Source organism: Nocardia albiluteola, from assembly GCF_018860155.1.
In the GTDB taxonomy this organism is placed as follows: Bacteria; Actinomycetota; Actinomycetes; order Mycobacteriales; family Mycobacteriaceae; genus Nocardia; species Nocardia albiluteola.
Window position 1 is genome coordinate 50,555 of record NZ_JAHKNI010000019.1, and the last position, 25,246, is coordinate 75,800.

Annotated in this window: 24 protein-coding genes and 1 pseudogene; 15 read left to right on the top strand and 10 right to left on the bottom strand. The window is 69.2% G+C overall.

What is annotated here, in order from left to right; all coding sequences use genetic code 11:
* The first annotated feature begins 39 nt into the window (after positions 1-39).
* On the top strand, positions 40-1,404 hold the full coding sequence (locus tag KO481_RS37225; protein ID WP_215923241.1) for a sensor histidine kinase: 1,365 nt from the start codon (positions 40-42) through the stop codon (positions 1,402-1,404).
* Positions 1,391-2,443 (top strand): DUF8320 family protein, encoded by a 1,053-nt coding sequence (locus KO481_RS37230; protein WP_215923242.1) that lies wholly within the window; start codon positions 1,391-1,393, stop codon positions 2,441-2,443. Before KO481_RS37225 ends, KO481_RS37230 begins: the two co-directional genes overlap by 14 nt.
* Before the next feature lie 32 nt (positions 2,444-2,475).
* On the opposite strand, the gene KO481_RS37235 is transcribed toward KO481_RS37230, so the two are convergent.
* The gene (locus tag KO481_RS37235) at positions 2,476-2,991 is read right to left on the bottom strand and encodes a hypothetical protein (protein WP_245402073.1); all 516 of its coding nucleotides are present in this window, start codon (positions 2,989-2,991) and stop codon (positions 2,476-2,478) included.
* Positions 2,992-3,137: 146 nt separating this feature from the next.
* Here KO481_RS37235 and dapA point away from each other — a divergent pair, with 146 nt between their 5' ends.
* The 3 genes from dapA (at position 3,138) to KO481_RS37250 (ending at position 6,936) form a co-directional block, all read left to right on the top strand.
* Positions 3,138-4,046, top strand: coding sequence for a 4-hydroxy-tetrahydrodipicolinate synthase (gene dapA / locus KO481_RS37240; protein WP_215923243.1), 909 nt, complete (start codon positions 3,138-3,140; stop codon positions 4,044-4,046).
* Complete coding sequence (locus KO481_RS37245) at positions 4,043-6,145, top strand: ribonuclease J (protein ID WP_215923244.1); 2,103 nt, start codon at positions 4,043-4,045, stop codon at positions 6,143-6,145. The genes dapA and KO481_RS37245 overlap by 4 nt, the downstream gene beginning before the upstream one ends.
* A 167-nt stretch (positions 6,146-6,312) precedes the next feature.
* Positions 6,313-6,936, top strand: coding sequence for a TIGR03085 family metal-binding protein (locus KO481_RS37250; protein WP_215923245.1), 624 nt, complete (start codon positions 6,313-6,315; stop codon positions 6,934-6,936).
* Between the two features lie 83 nt (positions 6,937-7,019).
* On the opposite strand, the gene KO481_RS37255 is transcribed toward KO481_RS37250, so the two are convergent.
* Positions 7,020-7,895, bottom strand: coding sequence for a LysR family transcriptional regulator (locus KO481_RS37255; RefSeq protein ID WP_215923246.1), 876 nt, complete (start codon positions 7,893-7,895; stop codon positions 7,020-7,022).
* Positions 7,896-7,920: 25 nt separating this feature from the next.
* Between KO481_RS37255 and KO481_RS37260 the strand changes: the two genes are divergently transcribed.
* Complete coding sequence (locus KO481_RS37260) at positions 7,921-8,817, top strand: PhzF family phenazine biosynthesis protein (protein WP_215923247.1); 897 nt, start codon at positions 7,921-7,923, stop codon at positions 8,815-8,817.
* A 1-nt stretch (position 8,818) separates the two neighbouring features.
* Here the strand turns inward: KO481_RS37260 and KO481_RS37265 are convergent, their stop codons facing one another.
* Positions 8,819-9,454, bottom strand: a complete 636-nt coding sequence (locus tag KO481_RS37265; RefSeq protein ID WP_215923248.1) for a TetR/AcrR family transcriptional regulator — start codon at positions 9,452-9,454, stop codon at positions 8,819-8,821.
* Between the two features lie 53 nt (positions 9,455-9,507).
* Between KO481_RS37265 and KO481_RS37270 the strand changes: the two genes are divergently transcribed.
* The 4 genes from KO481_RS37270 to KO481_RS43665 all read left to right on the top strand — a co-directional run bounded on the left by KO481_RS37270 (position 9,508) and on the right by KO481_RS43665 (position 15,519).
* Entirely contained in the window at positions 9,508-10,725 is a 1,218-nt protein-coding gene (locus KO481_RS37270; protein WP_215923249.1) for an MFS transporter, read from the top strand.
* 136 nt (positions 10,726-10,861) lie between these two features.
* The gene (locus KO481_RS37275; RefSeq protein ID WP_215923250.1) at positions 10,862-13,486 is read left to right on the top strand and encodes an FtsK/SpoIIIE family DNA translocase; all 2,625 of its coding nucleotides are present in this window, start codon (positions 10,862-10,864) and stop codon (positions 13,484-13,486) included.
* 319 nt (positions 13,487-13,805) lie between these two features.
* Positions 13,806-14,372: a CopD family protein gene (locus KO481_RS37285; RefSeq protein ID WP_215923251.1), complete on the top strand. Its 567-nt coding sequence runs from the start codon at positions 13,806-13,808 to the stop codon at positions 14,370-14,372.
* 526 nt (positions 14,373-14,898) lie between these two features.
* A complete protein-coding gene (locus KO481_RS43665) occupies positions 14,899-15,519 on the top strand; it encodes a hypothetical protein (protein WP_245402074.1) in 621 nt (206 codons plus the stop codon).
* Positions 15,520-15,821: 302 nt separating this feature from the next.
* Here the strand turns inward: KO481_RS43665 and KO481_RS37295 are convergent, their stop codons facing one another.
* The 3 genes from KO481_RS37295 to KO481_RS37305 form a co-directional block, all read right to left on the bottom strand.
* On the bottom strand, positions 15,822-16,253 hold the full coding sequence (locus KO481_RS37295) for a TIGR03668 family PPOX class F420-dependent oxidoreductase (protein ID WP_215923252.1): 432 nt from the start codon (positions 16,251-16,253) through the stop codon (positions 15,822-15,824).
* Between the two features lie 23 nt (positions 16,254-16,276).
* Complete coding sequence (locus KO481_RS37300) at positions 16,277-17,554, bottom strand: MFS transporter (protein ID WP_245402075.1); 1,278 nt, start codon at positions 17,552-17,554, stop codon at positions 16,277-16,279.
* A 63-nt stretch (positions 17,555-17,617) separates the two neighbouring features.
* Positions 17,618-19,354, bottom strand: a complete 1,737-nt coding sequence (locus tag KO481_RS37305) for a thiamine pyrophosphate-dependent enzyme (protein ID WP_215923311.1) — start codon at positions 19,352-19,354, stop codon at positions 17,618-17,620.
* A gap of 116 nt (positions 19,355-19,470) precedes the next feature.
* Here KO481_RS37305 and KO481_RS44955 point away from each other — a divergent pair.
* A pseudogene (locus tag KO481_RS44955) lies at positions 19,471-19,605 on the top strand (LEPR-XLL domain-containing protein); the annotation flags it as partial.
* On the opposite strand, the gene KO481_RS37315 reads toward KO481_RS44955, so the two are convergent.
* Together KO481_RS37315 and KO481_RS37320 are read right to left on the bottom strand one after the other, a co-directional pair.
* Positions 19,574-20,536, bottom strand: coding sequence for an alpha/beta hydrolase (locus tag KO481_RS37315; RefSeq protein ID WP_215923254.1), 963 nt, complete (start codon positions 20,534-20,536; stop codon positions 19,574-19,576). The pseudogene KO481_RS44955 and the gene KO481_RS37315 overlap by 32 nt on opposite strands.
* Before the next feature lie 147 nt (positions 20,537-20,683).
* On the bottom strand, positions 20,684-21,286 hold the full coding sequence (locus tag KO481_RS37320) for a TetR/AcrR family transcriptional regulator (protein ID WP_215923255.1): 603 nt from the start codon (positions 21,284-21,286) through the stop codon (positions 20,684-20,686).
* A 75-nt stretch (positions 21,287-21,361) separates the two neighbouring features.
* Between KO481_RS37320 and KO481_RS37325 the strand changes: the two genes are divergently transcribed.
* On the top strand, positions 21,362-22,369 hold the full coding sequence (locus KO481_RS37325) for a GlxA family transcriptional regulator (protein WP_215923256.1): 1,008 nt from the start codon (positions 21,362-21,364) through the stop codon (positions 22,367-22,369).
* 55 nt (positions 22,370-22,424) lie between these two features.
* Here KO481_RS37325 and KO481_RS37330 read toward each other — a convergent pair whose 3' ends face one another.
* Positions 22,425-22,709, bottom strand: coding sequence for a YciI family protein (locus KO481_RS37330; protein ID WP_215923257.1), 285 nt, complete (start codon positions 22,707-22,709; stop codon positions 22,425-22,427).
* Positions 22,710-22,724: 15 nt separating this feature from the next.
* A complete protein-coding gene (locus KO481_RS37335) occupies positions 22,725-23,270 on the bottom strand; it encodes an amino-acid N-acetyltransferase (protein WP_215923258.1) in 546 nt (181 codons plus the stop codon).
* Between the two features lie 107 nt (positions 23,271-23,377).
* Here KO481_RS37335 and pgsA point away from each other — a divergent pair, with 107 nt between their 5' ends.
* The 3 genes from pgsA (at position 23,378) to KO481_RS37350 (ending at position 25,134) form a co-directional block, all read left to right on the top strand.
* Entirely contained in the window at positions 23,378-24,082 is a 705-nt protein-coding gene (gene pgsA, locus KO481_RS37340; RefSeq protein ID WP_372452177.1) for a CDP-diacylglycerol--glycerol-3-phosphate 3-phosphatidyltransferase, read from the top strand.
* The gene (locus KO481_RS37345) at positions 24,079-24,576 is read left to right on the top strand and encodes a CinA family protein (protein ID WP_215923259.1); all 498 of its coding nucleotides are present in this window, start codon (positions 24,079-24,081) and stop codon (positions 24,574-24,576) included. The genes pgsA and KO481_RS37345 overlap by 4 nt, the downstream gene beginning before the upstream one ends.
* A 189-nt stretch (positions 24,577-24,765) precedes the next feature.
* Positions 24,766-25,134, top strand: coding sequence for a helix-turn-helix domain-containing protein (locus tag KO481_RS37350; protein ID WP_215923260.1), 369 nt, complete (start codon positions 24,766-24,768; stop codon positions 25,132-25,134).
* Positions 25,135-25,246: the final 112 nt, after the last annotated feature.

Genomic DNA, 25,246 nt, shown 5'->3' on the forward strand with positions numbered 1-25,246 from the left:
AGCGGGCATGTCGGAGCCGAGCGCCGGCGAGGCACAGACATGACCGCTGCGGGCGCCCTGAAATCCCGGCGTGCGCACACCAGGCCCCAGGTGCCGGCCGGGCTCGGATGGTGGGGGAGAGTCGCCGCGGCACAACCCGTGTCGTGGTCGGCAACGGACGGCATCGTGCGGCGCGTGGGGCTGTCGATCGGGCTGGGCGGGGTGATCATGGGGCTGGTCGACCTGCCCGAGATCGTGGAGCAGGGCCGGGGTGCGCCCGGCGGGTGGACCCCGATCGCCGTTGTGCTGACCTTTGGATTCTTCCCGGTGCTGGCCGGGATGTCGGTGTGGTCGAGGCCCACGACGGTCCGTGCCGTGGCCGGTTTGGCGGCGGTGAGTTACCTGGAGGCGCTGGCGATCACGTTGTTCGCGCTGCACCCGCACACCCTCGACGCCTCGTCGGTGTGGCTCTACCGGATGCTGCCGCTCGGCGTACTTGTCGCGGCGCTGGCCTGGCCGCTGCCGGTCGCGATCGGCTACCTCCTGATCGGTGCGACCGCGGTGGTATGCACCGATATCTTTCTGGCCCAACCGATCACAACGTTGTTGGCGGCGAACGACTTCGTGCGGGCGCTGGGCCTGTCGACGCTGTTCCTGTGGTGCATGACCTGCGCGCGGCGCGCCGGCGCGCGGGTGGATCGGGAATCGGCGATCGCCGGGCGGCGCGCGGCAGCGGCCGCCGCTACGACCGCCCGCGATCACGAGCGTGCCCGGTTCGCCGCGCTCATCCACGACGCCGTGCTGTCCACCCTGCTCGATGCCTCGCGAGGCAACGAGACGTGCACTGCCGCGGACGCGCCGGACGCGCAGGCATTCACGACCGCACAGCGGGGGGTCGACTCGACCGGGTCGGTCCCGGTGAACTCGGTTGTGCGCAGACAGGCTCGGGCGACTCTGACTCAGCTCGACGAAATCCGTCTCGATGCGCCCGGGCCTGAGGTGCTCGACGCCAGGTCGGCAGTGATCTATCTGCGTTCGGCGGTGCACGAGATCAATCCGGGTATCCGGTTCGCCACCCGCACCTGGCCCGGCTACGACGATATGCGCATGCCCGTCGCGGTCGCCGGGACCCTGGCCGCGGCGCTCGGGGAGGCCGTGCGAAACAGTCTGCGCCACGCCGCCGGTGAGGGACGCCCGGTCTGCCGCACGGTGACCTGCACGATCAGCGCCGGCAGCATCCGGCTCGTATTCGCCGACGACGGAGCGGGGTTCGACGTGCGGCAGGTGCCCGCCGACCGCCTGGGCATCGCGGTCAGCATCCTGGGGCGGATGCGCCAGCTGCCCGGCGGTGCCGGATTCGTGGAATCACGCCCGGGGGAGGGCGCCACGGTGACGCTGGTGTGGGGCGGCGATGACCTTCCGTGACCCGGAATCCCCCGATGCCGACCCGGAATCCGGTTTCGACCTGCGGGATCTGCTCGGCTTGCGTGGCGGCGTCGCATGGTTGTTCCTGCTGGTCCTGGAACTGACCATCGTGCTGTACATGCTCGGCAATCTCGGCGCCGCATCGCCGGTGCGCGCGCTGAGCGCGCTGGTGGTGATGGCGGTCGCCGGGGCGCTTGTACTGATGGCGCCGACCGATCCGCTGCCGCTGCCGGTCACCGCGATCGTTGCCGGAGGCGGGCCGGTCGCCACCGTGCTGACCGCCACGACCCTGAACTCCGCACCGGCCCGGCATCTGGTCTGGACGACCTTCGCCTCCTCGTACGTGGTCGCGGTGCTGGTGCTGCGCATGCGGATCGGGGCCGCGTGGCTCAGCGTGGCGGCGTCGGCCGCGGTGCTCGTTGCCGCCGCGGCCGTGTACGGCGTGCCCGCCGACACCGTCGTCTCCGCGTCGATCGTCCCGGTGGGTACGGTGACGGCCATCTCCGTGTTCTCGGTGATCATGCGACCTACCCAGCGGTCACTGCGCATGCTGCGCGCGGAGGCGGAGAGGCGCGCGGCCGCGGTGGCAACCATGGCCGCGGCGGACGGCGAACGGATCCGGCAGCTGGGCCGTCTGGACCGGGTCGCGCGCCCGATCCTGGAGCGGATCGCCGACGGCGCGGTGCTGACGGTCGCCGAGCGCGAGCAGTGCCGGCTGCTGGAGGCCGAGCTGCGCGACGGCCTCCGCGCCCCGCAGCTGGTGACCGAGGAGCTCAGCACCGCCGCCCGGGGTGCGCGGGCGCGCGGGGTAGAGGTGGTGCTGCTGGACGACGGCGGCTTCGCGGACGCGCCGCCCGGTGTGCGCCGGTGTGTGATCGACTCGGCGGCAACGGAACTGGATGCCGCCAACGCGGGTTCGGTGACCGTGCGGGTGCTGCCGCCGGGCCGCCGGGTGCTGGCCACGGTGCTGGCGCACACCCCCGACTACGACCGCCGCACCGAGATCGACACCGAGGGGAACGTCGCGGTCACGAGCTGAGACCGCCGAGATACCCTGTGCGCGAGGATATTTCAGGCTTCGTCGTGGTCCTTCGGCCGGTCCTGCTTCGCCTCGCCGTTCGGAGCATCCTCCCGGAACGTCTCGGCGTGGTAATGCCGGCGCGCCCGCATCTGATCGCGCAGGGCGTCCTGCACGGTCGCGCCCAGCCACGAGTTCAGCGACATCCCGCTCTGCGCGGCGGCCTGCTGGGCACGGTTCTTGATCTCGTCGACCATGCGCAGCGTGACGCGGCTGATGTCGCCGGTGATGTCCTCGAACGTGGGTGCCTCCTGGCCGGGGTGCGACCCGTTCCCGCGCACGTCGACGTGCGCGTCGGTGCCGTCCACCGAGACGTGCACCGTGCGGTCGCCGAGCGATTCGCTGATCTCCGCGGCCAGATCCGACAGCGCGGCCAGCAGGGTCAGCCGGGCGGCGTTCTCGGTGGCCGAGGCCAGGGCCGCCGCGGTGGACTGGGTCTTTTCGTCCCCCAGGGCCGCGGCGGTGACCAGGTCCTCGCGGAGGCGGGCGGTGTACTTGTTCAAATCCATGACACCATAATGACGTCATATGTGGCGTCATTCAAGGAAAATCTGACGCCGCAACAGTGAATGTGCTTCGAATTCGCCCTGGGGCCCAGCGGGTATGGAGGGCGACCTTTCGGGCCCTACATGGCGACCAGGTAGCCTTTCTGACCATGACGAACGGTGAATCGACGGGAACGGAGCTGCGCGCCTCCGGCACGGTCGGTGTCGCGATGGTGACCCCCTTTACCGCCGAGGGCAAGCTCGATGTCGATGCCGGAGTGGCCCTGGCCGCTCACCTGGTCGATCGCGGTGTCGACCTGCTCGCCATATCCGGCACCACCGGGGAGTCGCCGACCACCACCGAGTCGGAGAAGTTCGATCTGCTGCGTGCGGTCGTCGGGGCGGTGGGCGAGCGCGCCACCGTCATCGCCGGCGCCGGCACCTACGACACCGCGCACAGCATCGAGCTGGCCCGCAACGCCCAGCGCGCGGGCGCGCACGGATTGCTGGTGGTTACCCCGTACTACTCGCGCCCCTCGCAGGAGGGCCTGATCGCCCACTTCACCGCCGTGGCCGATGCCACCGATCTGCCGGTGACCCTCTACGACATTCCGCCCCGCTCGGTGGTGCCGATCGCCTCGGAGACGATCCTCCGCCTGTCGGAGCACCCGCGCATCGTCGCGGTGAAGGACGCCAAGGGCGACCTGGCCGGTGGCGCCCAGCTGATCGCGGAGACCGACCTGACCTACTACTCGGGAGACGACATCCTCAACCTGCCGTGGCTATCGGTCGGCGCGACCGGATTCATCAGCGTCATCGGACATCTCGTGCCGGAGCGGCTGCGCCAGCTGCGGCACGCCTACCTCACCGGTGACGTGGTGCGGGCGCGCGAGCTGCACGTCGGCATGCTGCCGCTGTGCCGGGCGATGGCCCGGGTCGGCGGCGTGTCGATGACCAAGGCGGCGCTGCGGCTGCTCGGGGTGGAGGTCGGCGAGCCGCGCCTGCCCCAACTGATGCCGGATACCGAGCAGATCGACGCGATCGCCGCGGATCTGCGGATTGCGGGGGTGCTCTCGTGAACGACCAGACCACAGGTTCGAACGAACAGGACAGCGGCGCCCCCGCCGCTCCGGCCCGCCGCCCCCGCAGGGCGGCCTCCCGGTCCGCCGGCGCGCCCGCGCCCGCGCCGGAACCCGTTGCCGCACAGCCGGTGTCGGCCGAGCCGAAGAAGGCCGCGCGGAGTTCCGCCACGCAGGACGCCGACGCAGCGCAGCCGGAGCAGCCCGCGCGCGGCTCGGCGAAGCAGGATGCCGAGGGCGCACAGCCCGCGAAGGCGACGCGATCCCGTGCCGCGAAGGCGACGAAGTCCCAGCCCGCCAAGGCCCGCCAGGAGAAGTCCGAGGCGCCCGCCGAGCGCAGCGGCGCCGCCCGCCGCCCCGCGCGTGGCCGTGGCGGCCGCGGCCGCTTCGAACAGTCTGCGCCGCAGCCGGTTTCGGCCGAGCAGCAGCCCGCAGGCCTGCCGCCGAAGCTGCCGCGCAACGGATTACGCGTCTTCGCCCTGGGCGGCATCGGCGAAATCGGCCGCAACATGACGGTTTTCGAATTCGGCGGCAAGCTGCTGATCGTCGACTGCGGCGTGCTGTTCCCGGAGGATCAGCAGCCCGGCGTCGACCTGATCCTGCCCGACTTCCGGCCGATCGAGGACCGGATGGACGACGTGGTCGCGGTCGTGCTCACGCACGGGCACGAGGATCACATCGGCGCGGTGCCGTTCCTGCTGCGGCTGCGGCGCGACATCCCGGTGATCGGTTCGAAGTTCACGCTTGCGCTGGTCGCGGCCAAGTGCCGCGAACATCGGTTGCAGCCCAAGCTGATCGAGGTCACCGAGGGCGAGAAGACGACCCATGGCCCGTTCGAGTGCGAGTACTTCGCGGTCAACCACTCGATCCCGGACGCCATCGCCGTGGCCATCCGCACCCCCGCGGGCCTGGCGCTGCACACCGGCGACATCAAGCTCGACCAGCTCCCACTGGACGGGCGCCTGACCGACCTGGCCGGCTTCTCCCGGCTCGGCGACGAGGGCGTGGACCTGTTCCTGGTCGACTCCACCAACGCCGAGGTGCCCGGCTTCGTCACCCCCGAGCGCGAGATCGGCCCGGTGCTGGACAGCGTCATCGGCAAGGCCAAGGGCCGGGTCATCGTCGCCTCGTTCGCCAGCCACGTGCATCGCATCCAGCAGGTGGTCGAGGTCGCGCAGCGGTACGACCGGCGGGTGTGCTTCGTCGGGCGGTCCATGGTGCGCAACATGCAGATCGCGCAGGACCTGGGCTACCTGGACATTCCCGACAGGGTCGTGGTCGATCTCGATCAGGCCGCCAACCTGCCGGTGCACAAGCTGGTGCTGATCTCCACCGGTTCGCAGGGCGAGCCGCTCTCGGCGCTGTCGCGGATGGCGCGCGGTGAACACCGGCAGATCAACATCCGCGCCGACGATCTGGTGGTGCTGGCCTCCTCGCTCATCCCGGGCAACGAGAACGCCGTCTTCGGCGTCGTCAACGGGCTGGCGCGCCTCGGCGCGACCGTCGTCACCCAGCAGAGCGCGAAGGTGCACGTCTCGGGGCACGCCTCGGCCGGCGAGCTGCTGTACCTGTACAACGCGGTGCGGCCCACCAATGCGATGCCGGTGCACGGCGAATGGCGGCACCTGCGCGCCAACGGGGCCCTGGCGGCCGCGACCGGCGTGCCCGAGGACCGGGTGATACTGGCCGAGGACGGCGTGGTCGTGGACCTGGTCGACGGCATCGCCTCGATCGTGGGCCGGGTGCCGGTCGGTCAGGTGTACGTCGACGGGCTCTCGGTCGGCGACGTGGGCGAATCCACGCTGTCCGATCGCCTGGTGCTCGGCGAGGGCGGCTTCATCTCGATCACCGTCGCGGTCGACGCGACCACCGGTAAGGCGGTCAGCGCGCCCGAGGTCAGCGGCCGTGGCTTCTCCGATGATCCGGAGGCGCTGACCGGCGCGCTGGAGCTGGTCGAGTCGGAGCTGCTGCGCCTGGCCGGGGAGGGTGTCACCGATACCCACCGGATCGCGCAGGGCGTGCGCCGGGTGGTGGGGCGCTGGGTCGCCGATGCGTACCGGCGTCGTCCGATGATCGTGCCGACCGTCATCGGGGTCTGAGTTTCACGCAACGGCCCTCTGTCTCGTCGAGGCGGAGGGCCGTTGTCGTGGCGTCGAAGCGAGGTCATCGGACTGCCGTCGGTCGCTCGGAGGGGTAGGTGTTCAGGTTGTTCGGGCCCGTGGTCGCCTGTGGAGCGGTGCGGGTGCGACTCCGTTAGGCTTACCTCATGAGTATGGCTCAGCGCGAACGGCGCGCGTTGGTCGTCACCATGACCGCGACCGGGCCCGACGCCCCGACGCTCTGTGGTGAGTGGACCGTCCGGGATCTGGCCGCGCACTTGGTCGTTCGCGAGCGGCGGCCCGACGCGGCCCCCGGCATCATGGTCAAATCCCTTGCCGGATACCTGGATTCGGTGCAGGCCAAGGCGGCCGGGCGGCCCTTCACAGAGCTGCTCGAGCAGGTGCGCACCGGTCCGCCCTGGTGGTCGCCGTTGCGCCCGGTCGACGCGGTGGCCAACCTCGCCGAATACTTTGTGCATCACGAGGACGTGCGGCGCGCGCAACCGGACTGGGAGCCCAGGGAATTGGCCGTCGCGGATCAGGAGCAGCTGTGGAACACGGTGCGCCGGATGGCCCGGATGGCCTACCGCAAGGCCCCGGTGACCGTCGTGCTGGCCACTCCGCAGGGTGATCGGGTCACCGCGCACAAGGGCACCGGTCCGGAGGTCGTGCTCACCGGCGAGCCCTCGGAGCTGCTGTTCCACGCCTTCGGCCGCAACGAGGTTCGCCTCGAGGCCGCGGGCGCGGAGGCGGATGTCCGCGCGGTGCACGATTGCAATCGCAGTATCTGAGCCGCGTCTCCTCGACCGCCAGCGCGAAGGTCACCGGACCGATGCGGCTGCCCCTCCTTGCTCGCTATGGCAGGCGAATAGGATTACCCGCCGGAAAGCAGCTTCGTTGCACCGCGCCGGATTTCCTCGATCACCGCGTCGAGCGTACGGCCGGTCGACCGGCGGCGGTGACGGGCCAGCAGCAATCCGGGTTCGGCGATCGCCGGCCCGGCGAAACGAGCCAGCCGCCGCTCGTCGACGGCGAAAACGGGCAGTACGGCCAGTCCGAGTCCAGCCGCGACGCAGGCCCGGGTGGCCTCGATACTGCCCAGCCGAGTCGTGCGAACCACCGCCGCACTGTCCCGCAGGCACCGAGCGACCTCGTCGCTGTAGGTGCAGCCCTCTTCGAGTAGGAACCATCGCTGCTCCGCCAACTCCGCCCACGATTGCGCCGTCACCGATTGCCGCCGATCGGTGACGAATGCGAGTTCGAGAGTGCCCAGCTGATCGACAACGAGATCGGGCGCCGCGAGCGACGGCTCGAGCATCAGTGCGAGCGCATAGCGGCCGGCACGTAGCGCGTCGATCGCGTCGGCCGTGCCCGCCGGCGACAGCGTGACCTCGACCCCGGGATGACGTCGGTGCAACGCCGCGATCACTCCGGGAAGCAGGTGCCCGCACAGGGATTCCGGCGCCACGATTCCGACCGTGCCTTGGATCGGGCCGGATACATCCGGATCGGCGCGCAGCGCTGCCTCGGCATCGAGGACCAGACCGGCCTTCTCCAGGGTCCGCCGCCCCGCGTCGGTCAGCGTCGCGCCGAGCCGCAGCCGATCGAACAGCCGCAGCCCGAGCTCGGTCTCCAACGTCTTGATGTGTGCGGTCACCGTCGACTGGGCGAGGTGTAATTCGGCCGCGGTCGCAGTGAAACTGCCGGTCCTCGCGAGCGCGACGAAGGTGGCGAGTACCCGGGTGTCCATACCGCCGATGCTATCGGAATATCCGATGGAGAATATCAAAATACATCGTTGGACCCGATCGCCGCGCGATGCGAGCATTAGACATATGAGCACCGAAGTACTGCGCTACACCGCATTCAGTACCGATCCGGCCGGCGGCAACCCCGCCGGGGTCGTCCTCGACGGGGTCGGACTCGACGACTCCGAGATGCAGCGGATCGCCGGGAAGGTCGGCTATTCGGAGACTGCCTTCCTGAACCACACAGACGACCGGCACTACCGGGTTCGCTATTTCAGCCCGCTTGCCGAGGTCGATTTCTGTGGCCACGCCACCATCGCAACCGCGGTCGCACTCACCGAACGCATCGGCCCCGGCACCCTGAATTTCCGAACCAACACCGGCGACGTCGTCGTCGAGACCAGTGCCGCCGATGATCACCCGGCCGCGACATTGACCAGCGTCGCAACGCATTCCAGGGCGGCGACCGCGACCGAGATCTCCGGCACGCTGGAAGCGCTCGGCTGGGACCCGGCCGATCTCGATCCGGCCTTTCCCGCCCGGGTGGCTTATGCGGGCAACGAGCATCTGATGCTGGCCGCCGCGTCCCGCGAACGCCTGGCCGCCCTGAACTACGACTTCGACGCCCTCGGCGCGGTCATGCGCGAGGCCGGGTGGACGACGGTGCACCTGTTCTGGCACGAGGACGATCGCCGCTTCCAGGCCCGCGACCCCTTCCCCATCGGCGGAGTCGTCGAGGACGCCGCAACCGGTGCCGCAGCGGCGGCCTTCGGCGGATACCTCCGCGACATCGGTTATGCCGAATCTGGCCGAATCTCCATCACCCAGGGCGTGGATATGGGTCGGCCGAGCCTGCTGCTGGTCGACCTCGATCCAGCCGCAGCCGGCATTCGGGTCACCGGACACGCAGTGCGGATCGACTGATTCACCGTGGCGGGGGCGCTGTCGTCTGAGCCGAGAGCGTCGCTGTCAGAAGGTGTTCGGCCGCGAGCCTCGCATCGGCTCCGCTATCAGGGGATCCTTCGATCGCCGACACCACGCTCGCGCCTTCGATGAGCAGAAGCAGCTGGCGGGCGAGCGTCCGGGGTAGCGTTATCCCCGCTTCCGTCAGGCGTGTCTCCAGCATCTCGCGGTAGCGCGCGAGGTGGCGCCGGGCGATGGCCGATATCACCGGGTCCGCACGAGTGTCGGTCACCGTGTTCACGACGGTGCAGCCCCGGTATCCGGGCTGAGCGAACCACGCAATGAGCAGGTCGAATACCGAGAGCACTCGCGCCTGCCCCTCCGGTGCGTCGGCGGTCTTGCGCAGCAGCCACGCATGGATGTGATCGCTGTGCTCTTCGAGCATCGACTCGACGAGCTCGGTCTTCGACGGGAAATACCGGTACATGCTCAACTTCGACGCGTGCGCGCGGGCCGCGATCTCATTGACGCCGACCGCATGAACCCCCTTCTCATAGAACAGGTCCGCCGCTGCGTCGAGAATCTTCGAGCGGGTGGCGCTCTGCGACGCGCTCAGGGCCGCGGCATCGTCGTTCGGTCGGGTGTCGTCGAGTTCCACGAGTTGACGATACCAACTTGTACTGTGACAGTACAGATCGGTACTGTTGAGCGATGGTCGCTACTGTGCAGACGCCCTTCGTCCAGCTGTGGCTGGCGGTTCTCGGCGGGTATCTGGCGCTCGGCGCGACACTGCAGGAACTTCCCGGCTACGTGTCCGACCGCTTCGGCGCGAGTCCGTTCGTGGTCGGGGTCGTTGTGGGGTCGGCATTCGCCGGCACCGCGCTGACGCGGCCATTCGCCGGCCGGGCGGGCGATGCGGGGAGGGCGCGGGCGGTCGCCATCGCGGGGGCCGTCGCGGCTTCCTGCGCGGCACTGGGGCATCTGTGGGCGCCGAATCTCGCCTGGTTGATCGCGGCCCGGGTGCTGATGGGTGTCGGGGAGGCGGCGCTGTTCTCCGGAGTGCTGCCGTGGGTGCTGTCGGATGTGCGGCCCTCGCGGTCCGGTCGTGTCGCAGGATGGTTCGGCCTGTCGATGTGGGGCGGCCTGTCGGTGGGGCCACTGGTGGCGGTCGGCGCCGGGGAACTCGGCGGGGCAACCGCCGTGTGGGCGCTGGTCGTGCTGCTGCCCTCGATATCGGCGATTCTGCTCGCCAGTGCTCGACGTGGCCCGCAGCACCCCGCGCGCATCGCGATCGGCGGATGGCGCGATCTGGTTCCGGCCGGTGTCGGCAGGCCGGGGCTGATGCTCGGGATGGCGGCGTACGGATACGGCACCCTCACAGCACTTTTGGTGCTCTTCCTCGACAGTCCGGGGATCGGCGGAGCCGGTCTCGGGCTGGTGCTGTTCTCCTCCGCGTTCCTGGTGACAAGAGCGCTCGGAAGTCCCCTGGTCGATCGGTTCGGCGGTCACGTCGTCGCTCGCGCGGTCCTGATCATCGAGGCCGCGGGGCTGCTGGCGCTGGCGTCTGCGACAACACGGTCCATTGCGCTGGTCGCGGTGGTGATCACCGGAGTCGGGCTGGGGCTCATCTATCCGGCATCGTCACGAATTGTCTTGCGGGCGGTGGCCGCCAGGACCGCGGGCGCCGCCATGGGAGTGATGACGTCGTTCTGGGATGTCGGAATTCTGGTCGCTGGTCCGATGGGGGGTCTGGCCGCCGCCCGCTCCGGCTTCCCCACCGCATTCTGGTCCGCAGCCATGGTCGTGGTGGGCGCCGTTGTATTCACGCTCCGCCTACGGCCTCGGATGTCGGTGCGAGACAGGTCTCGGAGGTGTGGTCTTGGACGCGCCAGCGGCGTGTCTGGCCGACTCGGCGGGGCTGACCGCTAATCTGTGACCCGGATCTTGGTTTCGCGGGTCGCGCGGACGCCGTTGCCCGGACGTGGCCGAGATTTCGTCATGTGATGTCCGTGGTGTGGGTGTTGCGGATGGTCTCGATGGGGCTGTTGCGGCTAGCCTGTGAGTCATGGCAGGCAAGTCCCGCAGTACCACGGCGTCTCGTTCGCGGGCGGGATCGGCGCGGGGGCGGGCTCCGGCACGGTCCCGTTCGGCCGGTTCACGCGGCGGATCCACCGGAGGTTCGACAAGGGCGGCCGCGCCCCGCGCGCGCAAGGCCCCGGCCCGCCGCCCGGCCCCGCGCCGGAAATCGAACACCGCGCCGCTGGCGGTATTCCGGCGGGGCGTCGGCAACGGCTGGACGATGCTCGCGCGCGGCATGGGCGCCACCACCCGCACGCTGAGCCGGGCCGGGGAGATCGAACACGGGCACCGGCGCGACGGCATCGCGCTGGCGCTGGTCGCCTTCAGCGTCGTCATCGCGGCGGCGGTGTGGCTGGGTGCGGGCGGCCCGATCGGGCACGCGATCGACACCGCGGTGCGCCTGTTCACCGGGTCCGCCTCGGCGGCACTGCCGTTCGTGGCCTGCGCGATAGCGGTGATCCTGATGCGCACCGAACCCCATCCGGAGATCCGGCCGCGGCTGGTCCTGGGCGGCGTGCTGGTCGCGCTGCCGTTCCTGGGACTGTGGCACATCGCCGCCGGTTCGCCGGCCGATGCCCACGGGCGCGCGCACGCGGCCGGATTCGTCGGATACGTCATGGGCGGCCCGCTGCGCAATGGTCTCACCTCGTGGCTCGCGGTGCCGCTGTTGTTGCTGGCCATGGCATTCGGCATTCTCCTGCTGACCGGGACCACGGTGCGCGAGGTGCCCGAGCGGCTGCGATGGCTGTTCGGCGTCGGCGGCGACGAATACGACTCCTACGACGACCAATACGGGATGTACGACGCGGAAGGCTATGACGAGGACGGTTTTCCGCTCCATCGGAACAGCTCCCGCAAACGCGGTCGCACACCGCGGGAGAACTACCCGACCGACGAATTCGGCGGATCTGATGCGGCCACGGAGGCAATCGGCGAGCCGCCGCTACAGGACGCCAAGGCGATCGCCGAGAAGCCGCCCGTTGAAACCCCGGCCGCGCCCGTCGAGAAGCCGAAGCGCAAGGCGCCCAAGGTCATCGATCAGACCCCGCCGCCCCCGGAACCGCAGCAGCTCGAGTTCGTCACCGAGCGCGAGGTCGACGGCGACTACCACCTGCCGCCGCTGACGCTGCTCACCGACGGCGAACCCCCCAAGAAGCGCAGCGCCGCAAACGAATCGATGATCGAGGCGATCACCGAGGTGCTGGTGCAGTTCAAGATCGACGCCGCGGTCACCGGATTCGTGCGCGGCCCGACCGTCACCCGCTACGAGGTCGAGCTCGGGCCCGGTGTGAAGGTCGAGAAGATCACCGCGCTCGCGCGCAATATCGCCTATGCCGTTGCGACGGAGAACGTCCGGCTGCTCGCGCCCATCCCGGGCAAGTCCGCGGTCGGTATCGAGGTGCCCAACGCCGACCGCGAGCTGGTCCGCCTGGCCGACGTGCTCAAGGCGCCGTCCACACGAAACGTTCACCACCCGTTGCTCATCGGGCTCGGCAAGAACATCGAGGGCGAGTACCTCTCGGCGAACCTGGCGAAGATGCCGCATCTGCTGGTCGCCGGATCCACCGGCTCGGGCAAGTCGAGCTTCGTGAACTCGATGCTGGTCTCCCTGCTGCACCGCGCCACCCCCGAGGAGGTGCGGATGATTCTGATCGACCCGAAGATGGTGGAACTCACGCCGTACGAGGGCATTCCGCATCTGATCACCCCCATCATCACCCAGCCCAAGAAGGCCGCCGCCGCGCTGGCCTGGCTGGTGGAGGAGATGGAGCAGCGCTACCAGGACATGCAGGCCAGCAAGGTCCGGCACATCGACGACTTCAACAAGAAGGTGAAGTCGGGGCAGATCACCACTCCGCTGGGCAGCGAACGGGTCTACCGGCCGTATCCGTACATCCTGGCCATCGTCGACGAGCTCGCGGATCTGATGATGACCGCGCCGCGCGACGTCGAGGACGCGATCGTGCGCATCACCCAGAAGGCCCGCGCGGCCGGTATCCACCTGGTCCTGGCCACGCAGCGGCCGTCGGTGGACGTCGTCACCGGCCTGATCAAGACCAACGTGCCCTCGCGGCTGGCCTTCGCGACCTCCTCGCTCACCGATTCGCGGGTCATCCTGGATCAGCCGGGAGCGGAGAAGCTGATCGGCATGGGCGACGGGCTGTTCCTGCCGATGGGTGCGTCCAAGCCGACCCGCCTGCAGGGCGCGTTCATCTCCGACGAGGAGATCCAGGCCGTCGTCGACTTCGCCAAGAACCAGGCCGAGCCGGACTACACCGAGGGCGTCACCGCCGCCAAGGCCGGGGAGAAGAAGGACGTCGACCCCGATATCGGCGACGACCTGGACCTGTTCGTGCAGGCGGTCGAGCTGGTCGTCACCTCGCAGTTCGGCTCCACCTCCATGCTGCAGCGCAAGCTGCGGGTCGGCTTCGCCAAGGCGGGCCGCCTGATGGATCTGATGGAGACCCGCGGCGTCGTCGGCCCCAGCGAGGGCTCCAAGGCCCGCGACGTGCTGATCAAACCCGACGAACTGGACGGGTTGCTCTACACGATCCGTGGCGGTGGCGGCGCGGTGCCCGACGGGGATTCCGGCGAGCCCGACGAGGAGTAGACCTGCGGTCGGACCACAACAGCATGCCAGGGCTGTAACACAAACCGCGTTACATTTGTGTCAAGGGAACCTTGAACGTACGAACCGACGACGCGATGGAAAGAGCGCTGGTCGAACTCACCGCTGCCCGGCAGACGACGCGATCCGAGGCGGTACGCTACGCACTGCTGCAGGCCTAGGTGTCGCCTGAGCGTCTCGGTGATTTCAAAGGCAGTCTCGATGGTCGTGAGATCGCCGCACTGGACCGTGCCCTCATGCTCAAACTCGGCCTGTTCTAGCGTCCGTCCGGGCCATCGATCGCCTTCGAGCGGTGCTGTGCGTGTATGAAACCGCTGAGCGCGAACGGGTTTCGGCCGGCTCCGTCTCGATCCGGAGCGCGGCGCGGCGCCATATGGGGCGGGCCAGGTTCGGCACCGTCGCGATCTGTGCGGTAGGCGTGCTGATCGTGAGCGGGGCCTGGCTCGCCTGGACGCACATCGGAACACCCGCACAGATGCTGACCACCCCGTACGGCCGCCACCTGACCGTGAAGCTGGTCATGGTGGCGGCGATGCCGGTCGTCGGGACATGCAACTCCCGGGTGCTGCTGCCGGGGATCGCCGCCGCGCGCGAACGCGGCGATCACGCCCCGGCCGGACTGCTGGCGCTGCGGAACTTTCCGGTCGCGGTCGAGGCGATACTGGCGGTGGGGGTACTGCTCGTGGTGCCGTTCCTCGCGGGCTCGGGGCGCACGCAGGCGGGCCGGCCGGCCGCGCGCGCATTCGATCCGACGGTCTTCGGTACCGGCGTGCTGTTGGTCGCGCTGGTGGCTGCCGCGCTGTGGGCGGGTGGCCGGGCGCGAGTGGGATGGGCGCCGGTGCGCGAGATGCGGTGTGGCGCAGAATGAAACGCGTGCACGCGATCGGGTGACTCGGTAGCAACCGGTGCGGCAATCTCGCCGCCGACCATTTATGTTTCGGTGAGTGAGTGACGATGTGAGTGAATCACTTTGATAATCCCGATATTCCGCATTCCTTCAGCGTGCTCATCATGATTGGGGAGCCAGTGGCGGAAAGATCTTATGCGGTGCCGATTTTCGCCGCCATGGCCGCGGCGTACGGGATCACTCGAGGGCTTGTCCCTTGAAACGCGTTGCAGTGACAGGCGTTTATTCAAGGTCAACTTCGTTGCGGAACAGCGATTTTCGGCGACTCATTTGTGACACGTCACCCGTTTGGGTATTGGTCTCGGTCAAACATGCTGATGCTGAGCATGATTCGCGGTGTCATCGATACCGTTCGGAAATTTTACCGAAATTTTGCAAGCGATTCGCGTCACGCGAGTGGGGAGAACAGGTTACATTTTGAGTCCGTTTCAGTGTCGGCGCGGTCACCCCACTTCGTCGACGCACCCCTCGAGAAAGTAAGACAGTCATGAGATCTACTGCTGCGCTCATTCGCGTCGCGACACTCGCTCCGGTGGCGCTGATCAGCACGCTGTGTCTGGCCGGTACCGCCAACGCCGCGACCACCATCAACTGGACCTGCCAGGGCACAGTCGACGGTATCGCCGCGAACTCGAGCATGAGCACCTCGGTGACCGGCACAGCGCCCGCCACCGCCACCGCCGGGTCGGCCGTATCGGTCACCCTGACCCCCGGTTCGGTGACGGTCCCCTCGAACGCCTCCGGCTTCACCGTCAACAACGTCAGCAACATCGTGATGACCGCCACGGTGACAAACGGAACGGCCAACAGCGTCACGGCATCCGGCGGCTCCGTCGCGGGCACGGCCGCGGTGTCCGGCGGCAACGTGGTGCTGACCGTGCCCGGTCCGATATCGGGTGGGACCACCTACACCCCGCCGACGGAGGCGATCCAGACCACCGCCGGCGCCTCGGGTAAGACCATGACTGTCCAGTACGCCGGTACCAGCTTCTCCAACCCCGGTATGACGCTGACGGTCAACGTGCAGACCCCGTTCGGTGCGCAGAACGTCGCCACGGTCTGCTATCCGAACCCGAACTCGGCTCTCACCTCGACAACCATCAGCTGAGTCGACAGGGCGACGGCGGCCGGCGGGTGCCAGGGAATGTGAACCCGCACTTGCGGTGAGCCCTGTGCGCATGGGCAGCGCCTGCCGCCGTCGATGAGGTGTGGGTGGGAAAATATGCCTGGGTTGGGCCGTGCCAGCAGCTCAACCCAGGTCACACCCTCGGATATCACCGCCGTGGCGACGACATCTCCGTTTCATACATCGAAGGCAAGTCCACGGCTAATGTCGTGGATACCCCATGCCCTGGTATCGATGCACGTCGAATCGTAACACGGTAGGGGTGTCGCCGACCGGCTGCTGAACTATTCGCTCCAGGACCAGCCCGCGACCGTTTCCACCTCGATCCGGACCACCGGCCCCTGCGGCGGACTGTCTTGGTACTGCGGATATTTCGCGGTCAGCCAGGCTATCGGCGCCGCGCGGTCTTGCGGCGCCGTCAGTATGCGGGCCGCGCCGTCGAGGCGGACCCACCACAGCCGGGTCCAGTCCTCGTCGTACATATCGGCCAGCAGCGAAACCCGGCCTGTTGCCGCGATATTGCGCAGCCGCCGGAGATTCGTGGTCGTCTTGGGCTTGTGATCGATGGCGAAAACTGCGACGGGGCACGGTTTCTCGATCACGAGAGCGAAGGTCACCGGCACCAGATGCGGCAGGCCGTCCGCACTCACCGTGGCGAGGCGGGCCACCCGCGCATCGCGGAACCGCACCAGCGCCACCCGCTCGGTCATCCGCATGCGAACAGGCTATCGCCCGATACTCACGCGGCCGGGTCGGGTCCGTCCGGATGCGGCGGCGTGTGCACTCGGGCGGCGATCGCGCTGGCGACCAGGCAGGCGGCGGCGCCCACCAGCAGGGCCGCGCGTGGACCGGAGGCGTTCATGATCCAGCCGGTGATGACGCTGCCGATGGGGGTGGTGCCGAAATACACGAACACCCACAGCGCCATGATCCGTCCGCGATAACTCGGATCCGAATGCAATTGCAGTGCGCTCGATGCCAGGGTGACGAAGCTGAAGGCGGCGAATCCCGTCACCATCAGCGCCACGCAGGTAAGGGGCAGATTCGGCGCGGCCGCCGTCACCGCGAGGCCGACGCCGAAGGCCCCCGCCGTCGCCACCAGATAGGGACGGCGGGGGTGGCGAACCAGCCCGACCGCCAGCGATCCGGCCACCGAACCGACGCTCAGGACGGTCGAGAGTAGGCCGTAGGTGCCGCCCGTGCCGTGAAAGGTGCGCTCCGCCAGCACCGGGAGTATGACCGGGAAGTTGAAGGACAACAGGCCGACCAGCGCCATCATCGCCAGCGGCAGCCAGAGTTGTTGCCGGGTGCGGACATAACGCAGCGCGGACCCTACCCCGCCCGAGCCCGCGCGGACAGCGGCGGCGGCCGAGAGGGGCCGGATCGCCACCAGCGCCCCGACCACCGCGAGATAGGAGACGGCATTGACCGCGAAACACGGTGTCGTCCCGACGACCGCGATCAGGACCCCGGCCACCGCGGGCCCGACGACGCGGGCGCTGTTCACCACCACTCCGTTGACGCTGGCCGCGCTGGCCAGGTCTGCGGGCGGAACGAGTTGCGCGACAAACGATTGCCGCGCGGGTGCGTCGACGATCTGCACGAACCCGCCGGCCACGGTGACGCCGATGACGAGCGGCACCCCCGCGTGTCCGGTCGCCGCCGCCAGCCACAACGCCGCCGCGAGCAGCCCGAGGGCGATCTGGGTACCGATCAGCAGGCGCCGCAGGTCGACCCGGTCGGCGACCACTCCGCCCCACGGCCCCAGCAACAGCGGCGGCAGGCCACCGGCGGCCAGCACCATGCCCAGGGAAGCGGGGGATCCGGTCAGCCGCAACACCAGCCAGCCGATCGCGGTCACCTGCACGAAGGTGCCACTGGCGGAGGCGATCTGCCCCGCGAAGTAGATCCGGAACGGCCGTGACCGCAGCGCCCGGAACGCATTGGCCCGGCCTTCCCGCGGAACCTCGTGCGCCGCCACGGCCTCGGGCATCACCGCCAGTGCGACGCGATCCATCCTGTACTTCTCCTGCCTATCGTTCCCGCATAGTATTCCGAACCGCCCCGATCCCGGAGGGACTCAGGGGCGCGGGATATTGCGCAGGTTCAGGCGCGCGATGTTGGCGATCTCGCCCACGCCGCCGGTCACCATGGTTTTGCCGAGCCCGAGGGCGAATCCCCTGGCCTCTTCGACGGTGAGGTGGGAGGGGACTTCCAGGGCGTCGGGGGTGGTGACCACGTCGAGCAACGCCGGGCCGTCGTGGTCGAGCACATCGCGGACGGCCTCGCGCAGCTCGCCGGGTTCGGTGACGCGGCGGGTGTGGAAGCCCGCGGCCGCCGCGATGGCGGCGTAGTCGACCTCGTCGTGGTCGGTTTCGAACGGCGGATCGCCCGCGACCATCATCTCCAGCCGCACCATGCCCAGACTGGAGTTGTTGAACACCACCACCTTCACCGGGAGGCGGTGGGTCTTGACGGTGAGCAGCTCGCCCAGCAGCATTGCCAGCCCGCCGTCCCCGGACAGCGAGACGATCTGGCGGCCCGGATACGCGAATTGCGCGCCGATCGCCATGGGCAGGGCATTGGCCATGGAACCGTGCACGAACGAGCCGATGAGCCGCCGTCGCCCGTTCGGGGTGATATAGCGCGCGGCCCAGGTGCAGCACATGCCGGTATCGGCGGTGAAAACGGCGTCCTCGGCCGCGAGTTCGTCGACGACGGCGGCCAGGTGCTCGGGGTGGATCGGCCGGTGGGTGGCGATATGGGTGCTGTAGGTGTCGACGCTGTGCCGCAGCGCCCGCTCGTGGGCGTGCAGCATCTCGTCGAGGAAGCCGCGGTCGGTGCGCTGGGCCAGGCGGGGCAGCACCGCATCCAGCACCGCGCCGATGTCCGCGACGATCCCCTGCGCCAGCGGCGCGCGCCGCCCCAGTCGCACCGGATCGAGGTCGATCTGAACGTTGTTGCGCCGCGGCAGGAAATCGTCGTAGGGAAAGTCCGTGCCCAGCAGCAGCACCAGATCGGCGTCGTGCAGCGCTCGATAGCATGCGCCGTAGCCGAGCAGGCCGGTCATGCCGACGTTATTGGGGTTGTCGTAGTCCAGGATGTCCTTGCCGCGCAACGTATGTCCGATCGGCGCGTGCAACAGCCCACCCAGCCGATGCACCTGCTCGCGCGCGTCCGCGCAGCCGATGCCGCCGAAAATCGTTATCCGTTCGGCGGATTCGATGCGGTCCACGAGTTCGTCCACGGCCGCGGCGTCGGGCACCGGTCGCGATCCGGCCGCGATGACGGGCTTGCCCGACGGTTCCCCGGCGGAGTGCGCGGCCAGGATATCGCCCGGCAGCACCAGCACCGCCGCCCCGCGATCCAGGACTGCGCTCTGAATTGCGCTGCGCGCCAGGCGATTCATTTGATCGGGGTGCGCGACCGTCTCGCAATAGTGGCTGGTCTGCGCGAACAGCGCCTCGGGCTTGGTCTCCTGGAAGTACCCGGTGCCGATCTGGCGGCTGGTGATGTGCGAGGCCAGCGCCAGCACCGGCGCTCCGGAGCGATGCGCGTCCATCACGCCCTGGATCAGATGGGTGTTGCCGGGGCCGCAGCTGCCGGCGCACACCGCGAGGCGTCCCGTCAGCTGGGCCTCGGCCGACGCGGCGAACGCCGCCGCCTCCTCGTTGTGCACATGCACCCAGCTGATCCGGCCGTCGCGGCGGATGGCGTCGCTGAAGGCGTTGAGGCTGTCGCCCACCAGCCCGTAGATTCGGCTGACTCCGGCGTGGACGAGTGTCTCGACCAGATCGTCCGCCACCGAGCGATGCAACGCGGCCATCAGAGGCTCCCGCTACCGGCGACGGGAGGGGAGGTGTGGCGCCCCGACGGGAGCCGGACGATCTCGACGCGGGCCGGATCGAACACTGTCTCTGACATCGTCATGTTGAGCCTCGGATTCTGTTGTCGGGCAACGTGATCGGCGGTATCGGGCGGACTGGACCAGCGGGCCATCGGTGCGGTGCGATGGCCCGCCGATCAGGTGGCGGAGTCAGTCGCGCAGAGCCTGGCGCAGCACGCTGATCGCCTGCGCCACAGCGGCTTTAGCGGCATTCGTGTCATGCAGGGTGTTGAGCATAACGAAGTCGTGAACGATGCCGCCGTAGCGGGCGGCGGTTACCGGCACGCCGGCCGCGCGCAGCTTGGCGGCGTATGCCTCGCCCTCGTCGCGCAGGACGTCGTTCTCCGCGGTGATGACCAGGGCGGGCGGCAGGCCGCCGAGCTCATCGAGCGACGCGCGCAGCGGGGATGCGGTGATCTGCGAGCGGTCGGACTCATCGGTGGTGTACTGATCCCAGAACCACTGCATGCCTTCGCGACTCAGGAAATAGCCGGTGGCGAACTCGCGGTAGGAGCCGGTGTCGAAGTTGGCATCGGTCACCGGGTAGAACAGCACCTGCTGACGGAAGGAGACATCGCCGCGCTCCTTGGCCATGAGGGTCAGCGCGATGGCCATGTTGCCGCCGACCGAGTCGCCGGCGATGGCGATGCGAGTGGTGTCCAGGCCCTTGGACGCGCCGTCGGTGGTCACCCACTGCGCGACCCGGTAGGACTGCTCGTTGGCGACCGGGTAGTGCACCTCGGGGGAGCGGTCGTATTCGGGGAACACCACGGCCGCGTTCACGCCGACCGCCAGATCGCGCACCAGCCGATCGTGGGTGTGGGCGTCGCCGAAGACCCAGCCCGCGCCGTGCGTGTAGATGACGACGGGCAGGGGGCCGGTGGCGTCCTTGGGCTTGACGATGCGGGCCCGCACCGATCCGGTCGGCCCGCCCACGACGGTGATCCACTCCTCGTCGATCTCCGGCTTGAAGATCGGGGCATCCTGCACGCCGTCGACGGCCTTGCGGCCCTCCTCGGGTGCAAGCTGGTACAGGAAGGGTGGTTCCGATGTCGCGTCCACGAAGGCCTGGGCGGCGGGTTCGAGTGAGATGCCGTGCGGGTTGCCAGCCATAGTCGTTCTCCCTGAGGTCGCGTCGAAGTGCGCGCGGTGCGCGCGCCCTGCCAGTCTTCGGCACGGGGGCGAACGACGGCCCCGCCACGCGGGCCAGGAATCCCTGAAATTGGGACACCGCCCGATCGCCCGGCGCGCGTATGCCTCCTAGACGACGACGCGGTCCGCCCAGGCCGGGGGCAGCGTGGACAGGGAGACCTCCGCGATCTGATGCAGGCGGCGGGCCGGGGCATCGAGGCGGCTGAGCTGGATCAGGCCCTGCGAGACCAGGATGATGTGGGCGCTGAGCGCGGGGATCGCGTTGCGGTCGCCGGCGGGTGCGGCCCGGCGGAGGTATTCGGCCACCGCGTCCTCCATGGCGGCGGTGGTCCGGGCGCCGATCTCGGCAACTTCCGGCATCCGCGCGCCGAGGGCGGCGACGCTGTTGATCATGAGGCAGCCGCGGCGGCGGGGTTGCGCGACGCAGTCCTCGATGACGGCGCACAGTAGCGCCAGCATCGCCGCGCGGATGGAACCCGGTGCGGCGAACAGCGTTTCGCGAATGAAGGCGGCCCGGCGATCGCAGTAGCGGGCGAACGCGGCCAGGAACAAACCGCGCTTGCTGCCGTATGCCGCGTAGATACTTCCGTTGCCGACGCCGGCGATCTGCGAGATCTCTTCTACCGACGTGTCATCGAAGCCCTTGGACCAGAACTGTTCGATGGCGGCGTCGAGCAGGTTCGGTTCGTCGAACTGTCTCGGCCGTCCCATGGGGTCACCGTACCAATCCACGTGCGCCGATGGCCTCCCCTTGTTCTGGAGGCGCGGCTCCATAATACTGGTGACATGTCCACCAACGCGGCAACACCGCGCAAGCGCATCGGTTTCCTGATCTTCGACGGTGTCAAGATGCTCGACTTCGTGGGCCCGGCCGAGGTTTTCGTGGAGGCGAATCAGACCGTCGACGACTACGAGGTGACGCTGCTGTCTCACGACGGGCTGCCCGTGCGGACCTCGCTCGGCACTCGGATCGAGGTCAACGGGGCGGCCGCGGATCCCGGGCGCTTCGATACGGTGGTGATTCCGGGCAGCGAGGCGCCGCCCGGGCGGTTCGTCACCGCGGAGGTGCTGGCCGCGGCCTGCTCGCTCTCGGCCCGCACGCGGCGCTTCGCCTCGATCTGCAGCGGCGCGTTCGTGGTTGCCGAGCTCGGGTTGCTGGATGGCCGCCGGGCGACCACACATTGGAAGTTCGCACGGGAACTCGGGCGCCGGTACCCGGCGATCGATATGCGGCCCGATTCCATCTTCGTGCGTGACGGAAACCTGTACAGCTCGGCGGGAGTCGTCGCGGGCGTGGATCTGGCGCTGGCCCTGGTGGAGGAGGACCACGGGCCGGATGTGGCGCGGCGGGTCGCGCAGTCCCTGGTGGTCCATATGCAGCGCGCGGGCGGGCAGTCGCAGTTCTCCGCCTCGCTGAGCGGCCCCGCGCCCCGCAGCGCGCTGGTGCGCCGGGTAGCCGATCTGATCTGCGCCGATCCGGCCTACCCGCACACCGTGCAGACCCTGGCCGCGCACGCCCAGGTGAGTCCGCGCCACCTGACCCGCCTGTTCCGCACCGAGCTGGAACGCTCACCGGCGGAGTATGTCGGCTTCGTCCGCTTCTGCACGGCCCGAGACCTGCTGCACGCCGGGCATTCGGTGACCGAGGCCGCCGTCGCCGCCGGCTACGGCAACAGTGAGGCCATGCGCCGGGCATTCATTGGGCGCCTGGGCATTTCACCGCGCAAGTATCAGCAGCGATTCCGCTCGACCGGGTCCGCCGCGGCGGACGAGCCGGAGCGGGCCGCGTCCTGATGCGGAGGCGGCCCGTCGGCGCGGGATGATCCGTGTCGCGTTGTGCGGTGCGTCGCTACTCGGCGAAGGCGCCCATCGTCGGCTTCCACTCCACGAAGCGCGCCTCGTGCAGCGCCTTGTTCTTCGCGAACGGATCGTCGGCGAACAGCTTCTCGACCGCGGCCTGGTCGGCCGCGCTGACCAGGATCAGCGCGCCGGAGCCATCGGGGAACGGGCCGCTGGTCAGCACCGTGCCCTGCTCGACCAGATCCTGCAACCAGGCGCGGTGGGCCGGGCGGTGCTCGTCGCGCAAGGCCGCTTCGGACTCGGCGTAGGTGTAGAGGGCGGCGAAGATGGGCATGAAAAATCTCCTGATTCAGCTCAGCGTCAGCAGCATACGAGTATTGCCGAGGGTATTCGGCTTGACGTAGCTGAGGTCGAGGAACTCCGCGACGCCCGTGTCGTACGAGCGGCACATCTCCGCGAACACCTCAGCGGTGACCGGCGTGCCATCGATCTCGGCGAAACCGTGCCGCTCGAAGAACGGCACCTCGAAGGTGAGCACGAACACCCGCCGCAGCTGCAGTTCGCGCGCGGTCTGGACGAGCCGGTCCACGATCAGCCGCCCGACGCCCTTGCCCTTGACCTCGGGATGCACCGCGACCGTGCGGACCTCACCGAGATCGGCCCACAGCACGTGCAGCGCCCCGCAGCCGACCAGTTCGCCGTCCAATTCGGCCACCCAGAACTCCTGCACGGCCTCGTACAGGGTGACCAGGTTCTTCTCCAGCAGGATCTTGCCCGCGTAGACATCGACCAGCGATTTGATCCCCGGCACGTCGGAGGTGCGGGCACGGCGGACGATCGGGGTGCCTGCTTCAACCCCGTCGATCGATCCGCTGTGTGGTGCCCGTGTCGTCATGGGGTGCACAGTAGTCGGCGCGGGTACCGATAGTCTGGTGTGGTGCCGCACATCCACCCTGCCCGCCCGCCCGAATCCGTCCGGGCCCATCTCGGCCAAGGGCGCCGGTGACTGTGCAGAGCGACGATATGGAAGGCGGCTGGACCGAGGCCCTGCGGCCGCGGCAGCCGGAGGCGGCCAAACCCCGATCCGAAACCACCAGGGCGCGGGCCAATCTGATCCCGGCGACGGCGAGTACGACCGAGCCGGCCGCGGTGCCGCTGCTGAACATCGCGAACATTCTCACCGTGGCGCGGATCCTGATCGTGCCGCTGTTCCTGCTGGCGCTGTTCGCGGGCACCGGGCACGACACCGGATGGCGCGTCCTGGCCGCGGCCCTGTTCGGCCTGGCCGCCATCACCGACCGCATCGACGGTCAGCTGGCGCGCAAGTACGGCCTGGTCACCGATTTCGGCAAGCTCGCCGACCCCATCGCCGACAAGGCGCTGATCGGCGCGGCGCTGATCGGCCTGTCCGCGCTGGGCGATGTGGCCTGGTGGATCACGGTCGTGATCATCGTCCGCGAGCTGGGGATCACGCTGCTGCGCCTGGCGGTGGTGCGGCGCGGGGTGATTCCGGCGGGTCGCGGCGGCAAGCTCAAGACGCTGGTGCAGTCCCTCGCGATCGCGGTGCTGCTGCTGCCGCTGTCGGGCGCGTTCGCCACCGCGGGCCTGTGGCTGATGTATCTGGCGGTGGCGCTGACCGTGGTGACGGGGCTGGATTACGTCGTGCAGGCCGCCCGGCTGTGGTCGGGTCCGGCCACCCGGCGATGACCGATCCGCTGACCGCGGCGGTTCCGGCCGCGGAGTTGGTACGCCTGTTGATTGCCTCCCGCGCGACCGTGGCGACCGCCGAATCGTTGACCGCGGGGTTGCTCTCGGCCACGATCGCGGGCGTCCCGGGCGCGAGCGCCACCCTGCGCGGCGGCCTGATCGTGTACGCCACCGACCTCAAACACACCCTGGCGGGGGTGAGCGAGCGCACCCTGGCGGCGGACGGGCCGGTCGCGGCCGGCACCGCCGAACAGCTCGCGGTGGGCGCGCGGACGGTCTGCGGTGCGGACTGGGGCATCGGCCTGACGGGGGTCGCGGGCCCGGATTCGCAGGACGGCAAAGACGTCGGCACCGTGTTCCTGGGCATCGCCGGTCCCGAGAGCACCGAGGTTTTGCGGTTGAAACTGTCCGGAGACCGGTGGACGATCAGGTTGGAGGCGGTCCGCGCGGCCGTCACTGAGCTGGCCCGCAGCCTGGGCGAGCGAAGCGAGTGAGCAATGGGTACAGCTGGGCTTCTGCCCGGGCCACCGCCGAGTGTCGGCAAGGTAGTGGCATCGGTGGGAAGTCGACCGGGGCGGCCGGGCGAGGGTATGGATAGAAAGACGTGGGAACCGGTCGGCGCTGTATGACGTTGTCAGTGCAGAGGCTCGGTCCGGCGAGGCATGAACCGTAAGGAGAACGAGATGACGCTGCTGCGAGAGGCCATCGGGGAAAGTTTGCGGCATGCTCGGATCGCCCAGAGCCGGACCCTGCGCGAGGTGTCGACCTCGGCGCGGGTGAGTCTGGGATATCTGTCCGAGGTGGAGCGGGGTCGCAAGGAGGCGTCCAGCGAGTTGCTGGCGGCCATCTGCCAGGCCCTGGACCTGCCGCTGTCCCAGGTCCTGTCCGACGTGAGCACCGCCTTGGCGGATGCGGACTTCGCCGCGGCGCACCCGGCGGCCGAGCCCGCGGGTGTCGCGAAGGCGTCCGCGTTCGGCCGGATCGCGGGCGAAACCAGGATCGTCATCCCCGCGCCCAGCGCCGACAAGCTGGTGCTGGTGCAGGCGAACTGAACGCGCTGGCTAATCGGGGGGTGCCGAGGCCGTGCGGGAGATGGTCCGTGCCCGCATGAGGCCCAGACCGGCGGGGCGAAGGGGCACCGCGGCGGCCCAAAGACTCGGCAAG

Bases quoted from the DNA above. Each gene is read 5' to 3' on its own strand.
- KO481_RS37225 (WP_215923241.1), top strand. From the start codon at position 40: ATGACCGCTGCGGGCGCCCTGAAATCCCGGCGTGCGCACACCAGGCCC.
- KO481_RS37230 (WP_215923242.1), top strand. From the start codon at position 1,391: ATGACCTTCCGTGACCCGGAATCCCCCGATGCCGACCCGGAATCCGGT.
- KO481_RS37235 (WP_245402073.1), bottom strand. From the start codon at position 2,991: ATGGATTTGAACAAGTACACCGCCCGCCTCCGCGAGGACCTGGTCACC.
- dapA (WP_215923243.1), top strand. From the start codon at position 3,138: ATGACGAACGGTGAATCGACGGGAACGGAGCTGCGCGCCTCCGGCACG.
- KO481_RS37250 (WP_215923245.1), top strand. From the start codon at position 6,313: ATGAGTATGGCTCAGCGCGAACGGCGCGCGTTGGTCGTCACCATGACC.
- KO481_RS37255 (WP_215923246.1), bottom strand. From the start codon at position 7,895: ATGGACACCCGGGTACTCGCCACCTTCGTCGCGCTCGCGAGGACCGGC.
- KO481_RS37260 (WP_215923247.1), top strand. From the start codon at position 7,921: ATGGAGAATATCAAAATACATCGTTGGACCCGATCGCCGCGCGATGCG.
- KO481_RS37270 (WP_215923249.1), top strand. From the start codon at position 9,508: ATGGTCGCTACTGTGCAGACGCCCTTCGTCCAGCTGTGGCTGGCGGTT.
- KO481_RS37275 (WP_215923250.1), top strand. From the start codon at position 10,862: ATGGCAGGCAAGTCCCGCAGTACCACGGCGTCTCGTTCGCGGGCGGGA.
- KO481_RS43665 (WP_245402074.1), top strand. From the start codon at position 14,899: ATGAGATCTACTGCTGCGCTCATTCGCGTCGCGACACTCGCTCCGGTG.
- KO481_RS37295 (WP_215923252.1), bottom strand. From the start codon at position 16,253: ATGCGGATGACCGAGCGGGTGGCGCTGGTGCGGTTCCGCGATGCGCGG.
- KO481_RS37300 (WP_245402075.1), bottom strand. From the start codon at position 17,554: ATGGATCGCGTCGCACTGGCGGTGATGCCCGAGGCCGTGGCGGCGCAC.
- KO481_RS37315 (WP_215923254.1), bottom strand. From the start codon at position 20,536: ATGGCTGGCAACCCGCACGGCATCTCACTCGAACCCGCCGCCCAGGCC.
- KO481_RS37320 (WP_215923255.1), bottom strand. From the start codon at position 21,286: ATGGGACGGCCGAGACAGTTCGACGAACCGAACCTGCTCGACGCCGCC.
- KO481_RS37325 (WP_215923256.1), top strand. From the start codon at position 21,362: ATGTCCACCAACGCGGCAACACCGCGCAAGCGCATCGGTTTCCTGATC.
- KO481_RS37330 (WP_215923257.1), bottom strand. From the start codon at position 22,709: ATGCCCATCTTCGCCGCCCTCTACACCTACGCCGAGTCCGAAGCGGCC.
- KO481_RS37335 (WP_215923258.1), bottom strand. From the start codon at position 23,270: ATGACGACACGGGCACCACACAGCGGATCGATCGACGGGGTTGAAGCA.
- KO481_RS37345 (WP_215923259.1), top strand. From the start codon at position 24,079: ATGACCGATCCGCTGACCGCGGCGGTTCCGGCCGCGGAGTTGGTACGC.
- KO481_RS37350 (WP_215923260.1), top strand. From the start codon at position 24,766: ATGACGCTGCTGCGAGAGGCCATCGGGGAAAGTTTGCGGCATGCTCGG.